The 15,136-nt window shown below is 63.1% G+C and carries 14 protein-coding genes and 1 pseudogene; 8 read left to right on the forward strand and 7 right to left on the reverse strand.

Features of this window, described 5'->3' with window-relative positions; all coding sequences use genetic code 11:
- Positions 1–584 precede the first annotated feature (584 nt).
- The 3 genes from KX816_07375 to KX816_07385 all read left to right on the forward strand — a co-directional run bounded on the left by KX816_07375 (position 585) and on the right by KX816_07385 (position 2,968).
- The gene (locus KX816_07375) at positions 585–1,361 is read left to right on the forward strand and encodes a bacteriorhodopsin (GenBank protein ID QXQ07811.1); all 777 of its coding nucleotides are present in this window, start codon (positions 585–587) and stop codon (positions 1,359–1,361) included.
- A complete protein-coding gene (locus KX816_07380) occupies positions 1,362–2,330 on the forward strand; it encodes a Brp/Blh family beta-carotene 15,15'-dioxygenase (GenBank protein ID QXQ07812.1) in 969 nt (322 codons plus the stop codon).
- A 227-nt stretch (positions 2,331–2,557) separates the two neighbouring features.
- Positions 2,558–2,968: a fasciclin domain-containing protein gene (locus KX816_07385; GenBank protein QXQ07813.1), complete on the forward strand. Its 411-nt coding sequence runs from the start codon at positions 2,558–2,560 to the stop codon at positions 2,966–2,968.
- Positions 2,969–3,056: 88 nt separating this feature from the next.
- Here the strand turns inward: KX816_07385 and KX816_07390 are convergent, their stop codons facing one another.
- The 5 genes from KX816_07390 to KX816_07410 all read right to left on the reverse strand — a co-directional run bounded on the left by KX816_07390 (position 3,057) and on the right by KX816_07410 (position 9,348).
- Positions 3,057–4,622, reverse strand: coding sequence for an IS66 family transposase (locus KX816_07390; GenBank protein QXQ07814.1), 1,566 nt, complete (start codon positions 4,620–4,622; stop codon positions 3,057–3,059).
- Between the two features lie 82 nt (positions 4,623–4,704).
- Complete coding sequence (gene tnpB, locus KX816_07395; GenBank protein QXQ07815.1) at positions 4,705–5,052, reverse strand: IS66 family insertion sequence element accessory protein TnpB; 348 nt, start codon at positions 5,050–5,052, stop codon at positions 4,705–4,707.
- On the reverse strand, positions 5,049–5,489 hold the full coding sequence (locus KX816_07400; GenBank protein ID QXQ07816.1) for a transposase: 441 nt from the start codon (positions 5,487–5,489) through the stop codon (positions 5,049–5,051). Before KX816_07400 ends, tnpB (KX816_07395) begins: the two co-directional genes overlap by 4 nt.
- Positions 5,490–5,564: 75 nt before the next feature.
- Complete coding sequence (locus KX816_07405) at positions 5,565–6,038, reverse strand: epoxide hydrolase 1 (GenBank protein ID QXQ08449.1); 474 nt, start codon at positions 6,036–6,038, stop codon at positions 5,565–5,567.
- Positions 6,039–6,480: 442 nt separating this feature from the next.
- Entirely contained in the window at positions 6,481–9,348 is a 2,868-nt protein-coding gene (locus KX816_07410; GenBank protein ID QXQ07817.1) for a helix-turn-helix transcriptional regulator, read from the reverse strand.
- Positions 9,349–9,424: 76 nt separating this feature from the next.
- On the opposite strand from KX816_07410, the gene KX816_07415 reads away from it, so the two are divergent.
- The 5 genes and pseudogenes from KX816_07415 to KX816_07435 all read left to right on the forward strand — a co-directional run bounded on the left by KX816_07415 (position 9,425) and on the right by KX816_07435 (position 13,822).
- On the forward strand, positions 9,425–10,474 hold the full coding sequence (locus tag KX816_07415; GenBank protein ID QXQ07818.1) for an RNA polymerase sigma factor: 1,050 nt from the start codon (positions 9,425–9,427) through the stop codon (positions 10,472–10,474).
- 37 nt (positions 10,475–10,511) lie between these two features.
- The gene (locus KX816_07420) at positions 10,512–11,036 is read left to right on the forward strand and encodes a hypothetical protein (GenBank protein ID QXQ07819.1); all 525 of its coding nucleotides are present in this window, start codon (positions 10,512–10,514) and stop codon (positions 11,034–11,036) included.
- A 294-nt stretch (positions 11,037–11,330) separates the two neighbouring features.
- Positions 11,331–11,828 (forward strand): transposase, encoded by a 498-nt coding sequence (locus KX816_07425; protein ID QXQ07820.1) that lies wholly within the window; start codon positions 11,331–11,333, stop codon positions 11,826–11,828.
- On the forward strand, positions 11,825–12,172 hold the full coding sequence (gene tnpB, locus KX816_07430; protein ID QXQ07821.1) for an IS66 family insertion sequence element accessory protein TnpB: 348 nt from the start codon (positions 11,825–11,827) through the stop codon (positions 12,170–12,172). Before KX816_07425 ends, tnpB (KX816_07430) begins: the two co-directional genes overlap by 4 nt.
- Positions 12,173–12,245: 73 nt before the next feature.
- A pseudogene (locus KX816_07435) lies at positions 12,246–13,822 on the forward strand (IS66 family transposase).
- Between the two features lie 101 nt (positions 13,823–13,923).
- On the opposite strand, the gene KX816_07440 reads toward KX816_07435, so the two are convergent.
- Positions 13,924–14,118, reverse strand: coding sequence for a hypothetical protein (locus KX816_07440; GenBank protein ID QXQ08722.1), 195 nt, complete (start codon positions 14,116–14,118; stop codon positions 13,924–13,926).
- 392 nt (positions 14,119–14,510) lie between these two features.
- Complete coding sequence (locus tag KX816_07445) at positions 14,511–14,933, reverse strand: nuclear transport factor 2 family protein (protein ID QXQ07822.1); 423 nt, start codon at positions 14,931–14,933, stop codon at positions 14,511–14,513.
- Positions 14,934–15,136 lie beyond the last annotated feature (203 nt).

Raw genomic sequence — 15,136 nt, forward strand, 5'->3', positions numbered from 1 at the left:
GACGACTGCTTCGAGTCACTGAAAGGGCGGGATGCGTTCCGGGGCGGAAGCGAGATCAGCGTCGGAGAAATCATGCGAAAAGGCAAGACGTGATCATCAATAGCGAGCCACGTCGCGGGTTATATTCGTGCTCGCGCAGCCAACATTGACGCGGCGGAGGCGCTCGTCGCTGGCAACCCGATTTGCGAGCGAGGCGGTTCGGTCGAGCATGAGAGCCGCCAACTGACATACCGGGCATGGCCAACCTCATTATCTCGCTAAGTGGCGACAACAATCAGCTCTGGGGTCACTAAGGAAACACGCGCGCGGTGCACGTAACGTCTGCTTCTCAGGCAATGCGACGGGAGGCTTACGTCCGGTTTTGGACAAGGCGCTGTCTTGGGGGCGACGCTGAAAACCCCCTGCGAAAAGCCTATAGGTTGCAAAGAGACACCGTCCGATTGTCCAGCCAGTTGTTCCTCATCCTATCGTTAACGACGAGCTGCGGCGTATTTGCCGCGTGTGGCATCGTTCCGCATGGCAATTCAAGTGTAGACACCGGATTAGGGTAGCGAGAAACTAACCCACGAGCACAGGATGACGTGATGATACCATTGTCGGTGGGACAGTATACACTGGTGTACAATGCCTTCTCGTTCACCTTAGCAACTATGGCCGCTGCATCCGTATTCCTCTGGTTCGGCCGATCACAGGTCTCGACGTCCTACAAGACAGCACTGGTAATTTCTGGACTGGTAACGGCAATTGCCGCTTATCATTACTTCCGGATATTCAACAGTTGGGAGGATGCGTACACCCTGCGTAACGGCGTCCTGACTGCAACCGGAGTCGCATTCAACGATGCCTATCGTTATGTCGACTGGCTGTTGACGGTGCCACTATTACTTATCGAATTGATCCTCGTCATGAAATTGCCGCAAGACGAGACCGTCTCGCGTTCATTCCGTCTCGGACTGGCGGCCGCACTGATGATCGGTCTGGGCTACCCGGGCGAAATCGCCGGCGATAATGCTACCCGCGCCTTGTGGGGCACGCTGTCGACCATTCCGTTCATCTACATCGTGTGGTCGCTGTTCAAAGGCTTGGGTGACTCGATCAATCGGCAGCCAGAAAGCGTTCGCGGTCTGATCAAGAGTGCGCGCCTGCTGACCTTCGCATCGTGGGGGTTCTACCCCCTTGTCTACATGTTGCCCTATACCGGACTGAGTGGCGGCGCGGTCACGACCGGGGTCCAGATCGGCTACACGTTCGCCGATATCATTTCCAAGGTCGGCCTCGGCGTTCTGGTCTATAACATCGCGGTCAGAAAATCGGCGGCCGAGCGTGACGAGCCCTTCGTCGGCAGCCGTTCTGGAGCCTAGATGATCCACGCGACGGAACCCCGACGCATGGCATCACCACCAGCTGAATTGATCGAATCGAACTTCCCGGGCGCTACCGCCGCCATCATTCTGGCCACCTCGGTCATGATGGCGGCGGCTTGTGGCGTGCCGCTGTCGGGGAGCGGTCCGCAGTTTCTGGCGTGCGTGGCAATTCTGGTCTTCGGCTTGCCCCACGGAGCGCTCGATATCGAGGTCATCCGCCGCTTGGCTTATAATACCAGCGGCACCGCCACGATCGTCGCAGTCTATTTAGGCATCGCCGTCCTGACGGCGCTGGTCTGGCTTGCTGCTCCAGTCGTCGCCTTGGCCGGGTTTGTCGTCATCGCCGTGTTTCATTTCGCTGAAGACTGGGAGGCTGTGGAATCGAAGTTCCTAGCCACCAGCATCGCCGCCGCACTGATGGCTGCGCCAACAGTGGTTCATCACGATTCAGTGGCGGCGATCTTCGTCGCGCTAACGGACGCGCCCGCCGGCGCCTATCTTGCCGATGGGCTGCTGCTTGCCGCCCCGACGCTTCTGGCAATGGCTGCAGTTGGCGTGGTCGCGATGACGAAAGGGGGTCACTATGCTGCCGCGGCAGCGGCGACGGCTAGCTTGGCCGCCTTGATTACGCTGCCTCCGGTGACCGGGTTCGCAGTGTTCTTCTGCCTTTTCCATTCGCCACGCCATTTTATCGCGGCACGCCGGGCGGCGCAGCGCTGGCGTCCGTGGCGCTGGCTGCCAATTGTGGCGCCGGTTACCGGTGCCGCGCTGGCGATTGTCAGCGGCGTCTATGTTCTGCACGGTGGATTGACCGTGACACAACGACTGACCGCAGCGACCTTCATGGCCTTGGCGATCCTCACCGTCCCGCACATGCTGGCACCGGTAGTGCTGAAAAGACGCGCTCTGGGGCAGCGCCGGAGGTCACAGGCACTTGCTGCCCTTGGGACAAGAGCGCTGCGATAACGAACTTATAGCGGGGGTACTGTCTTAAGGGAAAAGTACAAGGCGGTGGCCCGAGTTGACGCTGGGCCAGATAATCTGTGGCTATTTAACTCAATAGTGTAGCCTGAATGAAACAAAGGCAAAGTGCCGCACCATATCTGTTGCACTAAACCTTCTGATGAGCGTGGGTTATATCACCGAGGTCGTTGCTATCCACATTGGTCAACGACTCTGAAAAGGGAAACATTATGCACGATATCGTCGATACTGCCGTTGCTGCCGGTTCGTTTAAAACCCTGGTTGCCGCTGTCACCGCTGCGGATCTTGGCGCGACGCTAAAGAGCGATGGCCCATTCACCGTCTTCGCGCCTTCGGATGATGCGTTCTCGAAGCTTCCCGCTGGTACGGTAGAAGAGCTTGTGAAGCCTGAGAACAAGGCGAAGCTCACTGCAATCCTCACCCTCCATGTCGTCTCTGGCAAGGTCATGGCGGCGGATATCACGGGGCCGATGTCCCCTGCTTCAGTCGGGGGTGAACACCTTCACATCACGACTGATCACGGGGTTAGCGTTAATGGCGCGCACGTCACCCAGGCGGACGTCGAGTGCACGAACGGCGTCATTCATGTGATCGATGCCGTACTCATGCCGAAGGCGTAGGAACATCATCGGGGGCGGCCACCCGGCCGCCCCATATAAGCTTGTATCTGCCGCTCATAAGCCTGCTCCAGAGTAAGCGTCAGCCGATCTACGCAGCGATCGCGAGAGTGGCGGGCTTCCGCCAGTTCCAGGGCATCAACGGGTCGAGGTCAAGCTGGCTGCGGCCGCGTGCGAGCTGGTCGAGAACGTCGGCGAGCCAGGCTTCCGTGTCGATGCCGTTGAGCCGGGCGGTTTCGAGTGCGGTGTAGACGATGGCAGCGCGTTCGCCGCCCTTGTCGGAGCCGAGGAACAGGAAGTTTTTGCGCGTGACGGCGATGCCGCGGAGGGCGCGCTCGGCGGCATTGTTGTCGATGGCGAGGCGGCCGTCGACTGTGAACCGGGCAAGCGCGGCCCAGCGGCCGAGGGCATACTGCAGTGCCTTGGCCAGCTCGTTCTTTCCCGACAGGCGCCGACGCTCGGTCTCCATCCAGGTGCGCAGATCGGCGAGTAACGGCGCGGAGCGCTCGACACGGACGGCTCCGCGTCGCTCGGGCGGCAGGCCGTTGATGTCGCGCTCGATGTCATAGAGCGCGCCGATGCGGCGCAGTCCCTCGGCGGCGATCGGCGAGCTGGTCTTCTGGTGGACGTCGTAGAGCTTGCGCCGGGCATGCGCCCAGCACGCGGCATGAACGATGCGCTGTCCTTGTTGTCCCGGAGGTGCCTTCGAGCGGGTCAGCGCCTCGTAGCCGGCGTAGCCGTCGGCGTGGATATAGCCGGCAAAGTTGGTCAGGTGCTCGGCTGGCCGCTCGCCCTTGCGGTCCTGGCTGTACCGGTAGAGCGCCATGGGTGGCCGATCGCCCGCCCAGGGTCGTTCGTCGACGACATAGGTCCAGATGCGCCCGGTCTTTGTTCGCCGGTTCCCGGGTGCCAGCACGCCGATCGGGGTGTCATCGGTAAAGATCACCGGTGCGGCCATGACGTGGCGGCCGATGGCCTCCGCGACCGGAGCCAGCCACCAGGCGGCGCGCCCGACCCAGTCGCACAGCGTCGCCCGGTCGATATCGACGCCGCCGCGCGCGATGATCCCGGCCTGGCGGTAGAGCGGCAGGCCGTCGATGTATTTACCCACGACGACATTGGCGATCAGCGCCGGACCCGGGCGGCCCTTGTCGATCGGCAGGTCGGGGGCCGGTGCCTGGATGATCGTCTCGCACGACCGGCAGCTCAGCCGCGGGCGGATATGGCGGATGACCTTCAACTGCGCCGGGATGCGTTCGAGGACCTCGGTGACGTCCTCGCCGAGCTTCGACAGGCTGGTGCCGCCGCAGCCTGGGCAGGCGTCGCCGGGATGGTGCAGGACCTCCTCGCGCGGCAGATGCGTCGGCAACGGCCGGCGCACCGGATGCCGGCGGGTCGGCTCGCCCGACGCCGGTACAGCGACCGTGGCGACGCGTTCGGCTTCGCCCTCCTCGAGGTCCTCGAGAAGCAGCTCGAGCTGGGTGATCTCGGCGTTGAGCTTCTCCGACGACCGCCCGAAGCTCATCCGCCGCAGGACGGCCAGCTGGGCCTTGAGCTGTTCGATAATCAGCTTGGCGCCGGTCAACTCGGCGCGAGCGACCGCCAGCTCGGCCTTCAACCGGGCGACCTCGTCAGGGTCGGATACGGCGCTCGTCACGGGTGGATATTACACCGTGACCAGCCCTGCTGCGACGACGATCAATGCCGATCACGCATCCGAGTCACTATGTCGCGCCGTGTCAGGCGGCGACTTCGGGCCGCCAGCTCCGTTCGACATTGCGCCAGTCGATGCCCTCCAGCAGCATCGACAGCTCCGCCGCCGACAGCCGCACCGAGCCGTCCTTCGCTGCCGGCCACAGGAAGCGGCCGCGCTCGAGGCGCTTGGCGAACAGGCACATGCCCTGGCCGTCCCACCAGATCGCCTTGACCAGATCACCGCGCTTGCCCCGGAAGACGAACAGCGCACCGTCGTGTGGATCGCGGCTGAGGACGGTCTGCACCTGCGCTGCCAGTCCGTCGAAGCCGCGCCGCATATCGGTTCGCCCGCACGCCAGATAGACGCGCATACCCGCCGGCAGCGCGATCACCGGCGAAGCGCCTCGAGCACCCGTGCCAGTGCACCGGGGTCAACGTCGCCAGCGAGGCGCAGCTTCGTGCCACCGGGCAGCTCGACCTCGATCGTACTTGCTGCGGGATGATCGGGAACCGGCAACGCCGCCGGAAGTGATCTCACGTCCGGAACCGGCAACGCCACCGCTGCAGGCTCGGCAACAACCTCGCAGCGGATAAACCCGTCGGTCGCCGCGGTCAGCAGCTGCTTGCGCCACGTGTACAGCAAGCCGGTCGAGATGCCGTAGCGACGGGCCACCGCCGTCGGCCCGGCACCCGGGGCGCGGCTCGCCTGGACGATCGCCATCTTCTGCTGAGGGTGCCAGCTGCGTCGCCGCTCCGAGCGGGGCGCCAGCGCCAAATCCTCGCTAAGAGACGTCTTAAGCGTCTCGTACGACGTCTCATCTTCACCCACGCCCGCCTCCGCCAATCACAGCAGCGACGACTCTCGCAACAGCGCGATCAGGACAAGGCGGGGATCGGCTGACGCTTACCATCCGCGTGAGGTGGGTTTGTCCGAAAAGCCATAACCAGGGAGCGACGGGGTCACGACATGGAAGGCGTCTTCGGCCTTGCCGCCATGAGCTTCCGGATCGGTAAGCGGCCCGATCACTTTAAGGAACTCGACCACCGACCCCGGCCACCCGTGCGTCATGATCAGCGGCAGCGCACTCTGATTCTGCGACTTAACATGCAAGAAGTGGATGCCCAGACCGTCGGTCCGCGTCCGGAACTGCGGAAAGGCATTCAGCCGCCGTTCGAGGCGATGCATATCGTACGCAGACCGCCAATACTCGGTGAGCGCCTTTATCTTCTCGACCGGGGCTCCTTGCGACCAGTCGTCGACCGTTTCCTTGTCCGGCCATCGGGTTTTAGCGAGTCTCTTCTTCAGATCACTCAGCGCACCCGTGGGAATCGACAGCTTGAAATCCGACAGCGATTCGGTTGCAGGCGGCAGAACAATCTCATTGACGTTCAAAGGCGCGGCGTTTGAGATCGAGGCTTTCCCCGCGAACAGGCAGATGCAGCCAACCCCACACCTCCAAGCCCGGTGACAAGCAATACTCCGCGACGCGAACTTCTCTCCGACAAGTGTTCATCTCCTGGAAGTCCGGATATGATCGCTGATGTCGGATTGATTTCAGAAGGTGAAATCGGGATTTGGGGTACATGTTATCGAACCCGAACAACCGTCGTGCCATCGTTGGCGTCAAGAAACGGTCCACGTTGTGGCGTCGATGCCCAGCATTTGTCCAGCTCTAAGAGTTAATTTCGGGATTTCAGTTCAACGCATTTCGTCGAATTTGCATGGTCAAATATTTACCTTTTATGATCGCCGCGACACAGCCCCTCAGACGCGGCCCACGCGACGCACTCCGTAGCCCTCGCCGCTGTCCAGCGCCGGCTTATCCGAGTGCGGCGAGAAGAGACACTGCAGCATTGAAGTCGACGGTGTCGAAGCCTTCGGTGGATCGATCGAGGACTGTGCGCAGACGCTGGGCGCCTTGTTTCGCTTGGTTCTCTGTCCGCGCCGCGCGTGCCCATGATATTGCGGTCCGCAGTTCCCACGCGCGGGCGCCTTGCGACTGCGCCAGCACGAACGAGCTGTCGTAAACCTGCTCCGCCTCGTCTACGTCGCCGAGATCCAACAGGATGTCGGCCCGAATCCGCTTCAGTTCCGCCATGCACCATGCCTCCCCGGTCCGCGCACAGACGGCAAGGGCCTCATCAACGGAGGCAAGTGCCAACCCGGGCTGGCGGCTTGCCCGAAGGCTTTCGGCAAGCACTCCGACGAAGGCCGTGTGATAGCACACGAAGCCGGCTCGATGCAGGGTGTCGATCCCGGCTCGTAGCTGCTCGATGCCGCGTTTCGTGTCTCCGCGGCGGATGCGAATTTCGGCTTCGAAACAGTCCCCATACATGTGCCACACGTCCAATGCCTGGAGCGACGTATGCAGACGGAGGGACGCGACGTAGCGCTCGGCAAGATCAAGATCGCCGCGCCACAGCGCAATGAAACACGCCGCATCAGAGAGCACGTGCGCGAGGGAAAGTATATGGCCTGTAGCGGCGACAAGCGCAAGATTGTTCTCGACCTCGTTCAACGCCTGATCGGCGAATCCTTTCAGCCATAACGCCCGCGCGAGCGTGACACGCGCCACGCTGCGCTGGTCATACTGGAACCTTGCGACGTCTGTTCGCCCGTTCTGCGGCTCGTACTGGATGAGCATCGCCGTTACACGACGATGCGCCTCGTCGGGTTCCCCCAGCAACAGTTCAGACCTTGCGCGCATGCGCTCCGCGATCAAGGGATCGGCTCCCGCAGGATAGGTTTCTGCGAGTTCGGCGAAACAGCTCGCGAAGTCCATCGCTTCGCGGGCTTCCCCGCTGTTCACGCGGTCGGTCCACAGGGCCCATAAAGACCGCCCCTGATAATCGAGGTCGCCGATCTCCTCAGCGATTGCGAGAGCAGTGCGCCACGCCGCTGCTCCGCTGGGAAAGCCCGCAACCCCACGCATCTGCGGAAAGCCAAGCCCCGCATAAAGCTGCATCCGGGCTCGCGGGTGTGGATCCGGTGATGTTTCAAGCCAGGTCAGCGCGCACTGGACCCGACCGATGCATTCGTCGACGAGCGAAAGTTGAAACCACAGCGGGATAGCGTTCACTGTCAACGCAACCCCGATCGCGCCGTCGCCCTGCTCGGCGAAGGCCCAGTCGATCGCCGCCCGCAAATTGGCGAGCTGGCCACCATTCTCTGTGGTCCATTCGGCCGCTGAGCGAGCAGTCCAGTTCGTGTCGGTGCCGCTCAAGAGATCGCGAAAAAAAACGGCATGGATGCGCCGCACGCGTTGGGTGTCGTCCGCATCCTGTAGCTTTTCTCCCGCATACGCACGCATCGTATCGAGCAGTCTATAGCGCGCATCGCCGCCCTGCGCGTCAGCTGTCACCAAAGACTTTGCGACCAGGTTGAGCAAGATTTCGTCGATAGCGGCGGCCGTCAAATCGCCACCGGCGACGACACTGCGCGCCGCCTGAAGCGTAAACGGCCCGACGAAGACGCTCAGGCGCTGCAGGGCCGTCTGCTCGCCAATTGACAATATGCCGTAGCTCCAATCGATCGCGCCGCGCAGCGTCTGGTGCCGCGGGAGAGCGGTGCGACGACCCCGCGTCAGAATTTGAAAACGGTCATCGAGCGACGCCGCCAGAGCCTCGACGCTCATGCCATCGAGGCGGCCAGTAGCGAGTTCGATCGCAAGGGCAATACCGTCCAGACGGCGGCAGATGTCCGCCACCAGCGGGGCTTGTGCGTCCATAAGCCGATAACCACCAAGAACGGCGGAAGCGCGTTCGACGAACAGCTCGACCGCCGGAAAGTCGAGCGCTTCGATTGCCGTAGGCGTGATCGAATGAGGCGGCAGTTCCAGTGATTTGAGGCGGTGGACCCACTCACCCTCCGCCCTGAGCGCCTCGCGACTGGTGGCGAGGATCTTGAGGTCGGGCGCCATTCCGAGAAGCTTCTCGGCTAGGTCGGCGGCGGCATCGACAAGATGTTCGCAACTGTCAAAAAGCAGAAGCAGACGCCGCCCGCTGACGGCCGCCACGATATCGTCTATCACGTCGCTGGACCGAACCGGTAGTCCGAGGGCGGTGGCCACGGCACCGGACACAAGCGTGGGGTCGCCGATCTGCCCCAGGTCGACAAATGCGACTTCGTGTCCGGGGTCCGCCGAAAGGCTTCGCGCGACCGCAAGCGCGACAGTAGTTTTTCCCATGCCGCCGGGCCCGACGATCGAGACGAGGCGCCGGTCCATTATCGATCGTGACACCTCGTTCACAACTTCTGTGCGCCCGATGATTTTCGTCAGCGTTGCAGGCAGCCGGGAAGCGGATCGCCTGGTCGTTACGGGCTGCGCGGTCGATGCGCTGTGGCTGCCGAGCAAGGTGACAGGCGCCACAAAGCTGTATCCACGGCCGGGAACGTTGGCGATCAGGCGCAATTCGCCCTCTCCATCGCCCAACGCCTTGCGCAATGTCGAGATGTGGACTCTGAGCGCGCTCTCCTCGACGATCGTGTCGGGCCAAACAGCGGCGATGAGGTCGTCCTTCCCCATAATTTCGCCGGCCTGCGCGACAAGCGCGATCAGGATGTCGAGCGAGCGGCTGCCCACACGAATGTTGACGCTCCCGCGCGTTAGCAACCGCGCAGCTGGAAAGAGCTGGAAGCCTTCGAAGGCAAAGCTCTCCTGCCTCGCGGGATCGAGAAGGGAATCCATCTAAATCCTCCGGCCGCTTGCCGCCCTCTGGTCTACCGGAGGTGGTACGGCGAAGCCAGATCGCGGTCATGAAGAAGTGCAACACTTCTTCACAACCGATAACTGGCGGTCGTCGCTCACGAAAGCGAATGTCTCCTCCGATCCGTCATCCACTGACGCAAGGAAGGCTAAAGAGATGCCGAGTTTATGCATCGTGTCTGTGTCGACGCAGGGGCCGTTCTCTGATCCCCATCGTTTAACGGGTCCTCTAGTCAGCGTGGCTGCAAAGGTTTGGAGCGCATCGTCGTTCCGTTTCCAGCGCTCACTGACAGAAGCGGTGAACGCCAGCGGCCGGGGCCAGAACCTCGTACGCTCAAGGCTTTCGGGTCGGACAAGTTTCCGGAAAATCGAGCGGCCGCGCAGGTCTGATCGCGATAACGGTATCGCCGAAGCGTCAGCACCCCAACAGGCCCAGGAGGCCGCTGCGCACGCATCCGGCCAAGCCTCCGAACGACTCCCCCTGATGCTCGCAAGCGCTCAGGTCCCGTCTGTGGCGGGCGTGACCGCGATGGCAACATCGACGCCGATGCGTCCGCAGGACGTGGTCGCCTTTCGCCCGGCGCTGGTCCGCTACTTCCGGCGCAAGCTGCGTGACATCAACGACGTCGAGGATCTCGTTCAGGAGGTCTTCGTGCGGATTGCGGCGCGCCGGGGCGGCGAGGTCGAGAACCTTGGTGGCTATGTCTTCCAGACCGCCGCCAGCGTGCTTGCCGACCGCCATCGCCGCCGCACCGTCCGTCACGCCGACGACCAGGTGCCGTTCGACAGCGAGCGTCACAGTGGTACCGATTTTGATGCGGGGCGGGTCGCCGAGAGCCGTCAGACGTTGCAGGCCGTGGTAACAGCACTGATAAACCTGCCCGAACGGACGCGGGCGATTTTCGTCCTTCGCCGGCTCGAAGGACAGAACTACAAGGATATAGCCGCACAGTTCGAGATTTCGGTGAGCGCGGTGGAGAAGCACATGGCGCGCGCCGTGCAGCAACTCATGGCCTCGCGCGGGTGTGGACGCGGAGAGACTAACGACCACTGGTGCCCTTCTCCAGGATGTGACCGGTCACAAGGGCCGGTCGCTGCTTCTCGCTGAGTGCACAGGGTCGTCTGCTACATGCGAAAGGGGCTTGATGCGGATATTGATGATATTGGTGGGAGAGCCGCAGGCGGGGGCCAGTCCTACGGTGGATTTCGAGCATTTTATCGAGCCCTATTTCCTTTTCCTGGATGCAGGCGTCGACGTTGTGTTAGCTTCGCTGCAAGGTGGTGATCCTGCGCTCCGGACATCTGAAGGTTATCGTACGAGCGCCTCGCCGTTGATGACCCGGCTCCGCCACGATCAGGCGGCGCGTGATGCGATCACCGACATGCTCGAAATCGCTGCTGTTGATGCATCGGATTTCGACGGGGCCCTATGCTTTGGGGTAACCGGGCGCGTGTGGCCGCCAGACGATGGCAACCTTGCGGGCACCCTGATCGGAAACCTTCTCGCTGCAGGCAAGCCGGTAGCCGCTGTTCCGATGCAGCTCGATCTAACGCCGCGCGGCACGGCAGAGGGCATCATGATCGCGGGCGATCGGGCATTCGCGGCCACGCTCGCCGCGCGTGCTCTGATCGGAGCGCTGCAAGGTCCGTCAACCGACGCCGATCGATAATGACTAAGCCTTCGGTTCAAGAAGCCCCGGCGCAACCTCATCGCTGCGCAGCGCGCCCGTCAACCTGCAGCGTCGGCAGCGAACGAGATGTGGTCGATGGGCTTTGTCTCCGACGAGCTTTCAACGGTCGAAGGCTGCGGGCGCTGACGGTGGTCGATGCCTTCACCCGTGAGGCGCTGGCAACCGACTTCAACCAGGGCATCAAGGGCGAGCAGGCGGGCGCGGCAATGACGCGGATCTAATTGGCTTTGATAACGCTCAGGACCTTAAGCGTCAGCTGATCCCCGCCTTGTCGTGACCGCGCTGGCGCGGGAGTCGTCACTGCTGTTGTTGGCGGAGGCGGGCGTGACGGATGATGAGACGTCGTACGAGACTCTTAAGACGTCTCTCAGCGGAGCGCCGACATCGATCTCGCGGGCCGAACGGCGTCGCAGCTGGCACCCGCAACAGAAGATGGCGATCGTCCAGGAGAGCTGCGCGCCCGGGGCGGTGCCGACCCAGATCGCCCGTCGGTACGGCATCTCGACAGGCCTGCTGTACACGTGGCGCAAGCAGCTTCTGACGGCGGCGACCGACGGATTTGTAAGGTGCGAGTTCGTTGCTGAGCCGGAAGTCATGGCGTTGCCCGCGCCGGAGGTGAGACCGACGCCCCCTGTGGCGTTGCCAGTCTCCGATCGCGCGGCGGCGGGCACTATCGAGGTCGAGTTGCCAAGCGGTACCAAGCTGCGCCTCGGCGGCGACGTTGATGCCGGGGCGCTGGCGCGGGTGCTCGACGTGCTTGTCCGCCGGTGATCGCGCTGCCGGCGGGGACGCGGGTCGATCTGGCGTGCGGGCGGACCGATATGCGACGCGGTTTCGATGGGCTGGCAGCGCAGGTGCAGACCGTGCTCGCCCGCGACCCGCACGACGGCGCGCTGTTCGTGTTCCGGGCCAAGCGCGGCGATCTCGTCAAGGCGATCTGGTGGGATGGCCAGGGCATGTGCCTGTTCGCCAAGCGCCTCGAGCGCGGCCGCTTCCTCTGGCCGGCGGCGAAGGAAGGCTCGGTCCGACTATCGGCGGCCGAGCTGTCGATGCTGCTCGAGGGTATCGACTGGCGCAACGTCGAGCGAAGCTGGCGACCCGAAGTCGCCGCCTGACGCCGACGCGGCATAGTGAATCGGACAGGATTACCGAGGCCGATCGTCGTCGCAGCGGTGATGGTCACGGTGTATTATCGGCTCTGTGACGAGTGCCGCATCCGACCCCGATGAGGTCGCCCGGTTGAAGGCCGAGCTGGCGGTCGCTCGCGCCGAGCTGACCGGCGCCAAGCTGATTATCGAACAGCTAAAGGCTCAGCTGGCCGTCCTGCGCCGGATGAGCTTCGGGCGATCGTCGGAGAAGCTCAACGCCGAGATTACCCAACTCGAGCTTTTGCTCGAAGACCTCGAAGAGGGCGAAGCCGAGCGGGTCGCCCTAGGGGTGGCGTCGACGTCGGGCGAGCCTATCCGTCGTCATCCGGTACGTCGCCCATTGCCGCCGCACCTGCCGCGCGAGGAGATCCTGCACCATCCCGGCGACGCCTGTCCGTGCTGTGGCGGGACGAGCCTGTCGAAGCTCGGCGAGGACGTCACCGAGGTCCTCGAACGCATCCCGGCGCAGTTGAAGGTCATCCGTCATATCCGGCCGCGCCTGAGCTGCCGGTCGTGCGAGACGATCATCCAGGCACCGGCACCCGACCTGCCGATCGAGAAGGGTCGCCCCGGTCCGGCGCTGATCGCCAACGTCGTCGTCGGTAAATACATCGACGGCCTACCGCTCTACCGCCAGGCCGGGATCATCGCACGCGGCGGCGTCGATACCGACCGCGCGACGCTGTGCGACTGGGTCGGGCGCGCCGCCTGGTGGCTGGCCCCGGTCGCCGAGGCGATCGGCCGCCACGTCATGGCGGCCCCGGCGATCCATACCGATGATACGCCGATCGGTGTGCTCGCACCCGGGAATCGCCGAACGAAGACCGGGCGCATCTGGACCTATGTTGTCGATGAACGACCCTGGGCAGGCGATCGACCGCCGGCAGCGCTCTACCTGTACAGCCAGGACCGCAAGGGCGAACGCCCGGCTGGGCACATAGCGACTTTACCGGTTACATCCACGCCGATGGCTATGCCGGCTACGAAGCGCTGACCCGGTCGAAGACGCAGCCGGGACGACAGGCTCAGCGCATCGTCCACGCCGCCTGCTGGGCGCATGCCCGGCGCAAGCTCTACGACGTCCACCAGAAGACGCAGTCGCCGATCGCCGCCGAGGGTCTGCGCCGGATCGGCGCGCTGTACGACATCGAGCGCGACATCAACGGCCTGCCGCCCGAGCGTCGCCGGACCGTCCGTGCCGAACGCTCGGCGCCCCTGCTGGCCGACCTTCGCATCTGGATGGAGACCGAGCGGCGGCGGTTATCGTGCAAGAACGAACTGGCCCAGGCCCTGCAATATGCCCTCAGCCGCTGGGACGCACTCGCCCGGTTCATCGCCGACGGCCGGCTCGCCATCGACAACAATGCCGCCGAACGCGCGCTTCGCGGCATCGCCGTCACCCGCAAGAACTTCCTGTTCCTCGGCTCCGACAAAGGCGGCGAACGCGCCGCCATCATCTATACCGCACTCGAGACCGCCCGGCTCAACGGCATCGATCCCGGAGCCTGGCTCGCCGACGTTCTCGACCAGCTCGCACGTGGTCGCAGCCAGCTCCACCTCGAACTGCTCATGCCCTGGAACTGGCGGAAGCCCGCAACGCTCGCCGTCGCCGCTTAGCATAACGAGCACAGCGGCCGTTTACGTAACAACCCGCGTCGACGTGAGCCTGCGCGGATCTTGTTCAGTGCGAGCAATGATCCACGCGATGATCTAGGTGCTCACCATTTTCCGCCTGCTGCCTCGATCGCGGCGAGCAGCGCGCGCTTGCTCGCCGTGCGACGCTTTCCAGAATTGCGGGGCACCGTGGTGATGCCACTCTCAACACGGCGACGCTCGACGTCTCGGCTAAATTCTTCGAGCGTCACCGGCTTATCGCTGTAGGTCGGTAACACCGTAATCTCCTGCGCTTTCACGTCTGATTTGACGTTCCATACCACACCCGCGCGCCCGGTGGAATCATCGCGGCGCCTTCATGCCGCTACCACGAGTGCCGCCGACGCCCGGGTAAGATGGCCGTGCGCCGGTCGCGCGGTCGATCAATGTCCTCGACCTTGCACGCAGCCGCAACCAGCTGGACAACGAGCGCTCATGCTATGGACTGAGGAAAGCCCAAGGCTTTCGCCGTCGCCGCGTAGATCGGCTGACGCTCACTCAGGACCTGCCCGCGGAGTGGGCTGAGTTGTTGCGTCAATTGGACCTGCCCCGCGGCCCCAACCCAGGCTGAGCTGGAAGCCATGAGCCCTACCAGCGCACAGTCACCTTAGTTTGAAGGCGCGAAATCGCTACCTAAGAGCGCCCAAGCTGCTCAGCGCATCTCTTGGTAACAATGAAACGAGGCGACCTTGCCACCATCAAGGAGAAACACGTCACAACAAGGGGCTTTCACGACCTTGCCCGTTGGCGGGATAAAACCGACGCCGGGAATTTCGAGAGGCCCCACGCTCGTACCGTTCAGAGACAGTTCCACGACAACCCGGTTGCCAACGACATACACGTCGTAAAGTTCGCGATGCATATCGGGCATTGCCGTTGCGTATATCTTTGCGGCGCGGGCGATCTCTTCCCGCCCATGATATGCGTAGCCGGAACCCTCGTCGATAAAAACGCCATCTTCGATAAATAGCTCAGCAAAGCCATGATAATCTTTCACCTCCGCTACTTGGTAAAGATTGCGGATAACCGCTTCGTTGTCGCTAGGAGCGCTTTTGTGGCTGCCTTCGTCCGTCATCGTCGTCTCCTACTGGGTTCAATAAGAGAGACGCATTGCAATCGAAACTCCTCATTTGAAAATGAGCGGTGGGGTCGACGCCTCCGACGACGTCTGTGTGCCAAGATAGCGGTATGAGGAGGCAGCTCATCTCCGCCTTGTCCTGATTGCGCTGTTGCGGAAGTCGTCGCTGCTGCGGCTGGCGGAGGCGGGCGCAGCCAGTG

Source organism: Sphingosinicellaceae bacterium (genome assembly GCA_019285715.1).
Lineage (GTDB): Bacteria > Pseudomonadota > Alphaproteobacteria > Sphingomonadales > Sphingomonadaceae > Glacieibacterium.